Source organism: Thermococcus sp. ES12, assembly GCF_012027515.1.
Classification (GTDB): domain Archaea; phylum Methanobacteriota_B; class Thermococci; order Thermococcales; family Thermococcaceae; genus Thermococcus; species Thermococcus barossii.
Genome location: NZ_SNUP01000038.1, coordinates 1 through 496 on the forward strand (window position 1 = coordinate 1; position 496 = coordinate 496).

1 protein-coding gene is annotated in these 496 nt (G+C 31.5%); it reads left to right on the plus strand.

Annotated features, from left to right (window positions below; translation table 11 throughout):
• Positions 1 to 496 (plus strand): hypothetical protein (locus E3E37_RS10900; RefSeq protein ID WP_167717362.1); only part of this gene is annotated, 496 nt, incomplete at both ends.

Here is a 496-nt window from a genome sequence, read left to right on the forward strand (position 1 = left end):
TGATCATCCGAGGACAAAAGCGTTGCCCTATAGGAAATACTTGTTTCCAAACTTTGGGGAGAATCCTCTTAAAGTTATAATAAATTTACCGAAGATAATAAAAATTATAGCAAAAGAGAAGCCGGATGTGATGGTTAGTAATGGAGCTGAAATAGCAATTCCATTTTTCTATTTAGGAAAAATTTTAGGAATAAAAACTATCTTTATAGAGTGTTATACTAGGGTTGATGAGCCAACTATAACTGGCAAACTTGTTTATCCTATTTCAGATTATTTCTTTGTTTTATGGCCTGAAATGCTTCAGCAGTATGGGAAAAAAGCTAAGTATGTTGGCGGGTTGTTTAAAAGAATTAAAAAGAAAGCTAATTTAAAAGAAAAGAGGAACCAAATTTTCGTAATAACTGGAACTCATTACCTAGGCTTTGAAAGACTAGTGAAGATTATGGATACGTTTGCCAAAAAAATTAATAATTACAAAACAATAATTCAACTTGGA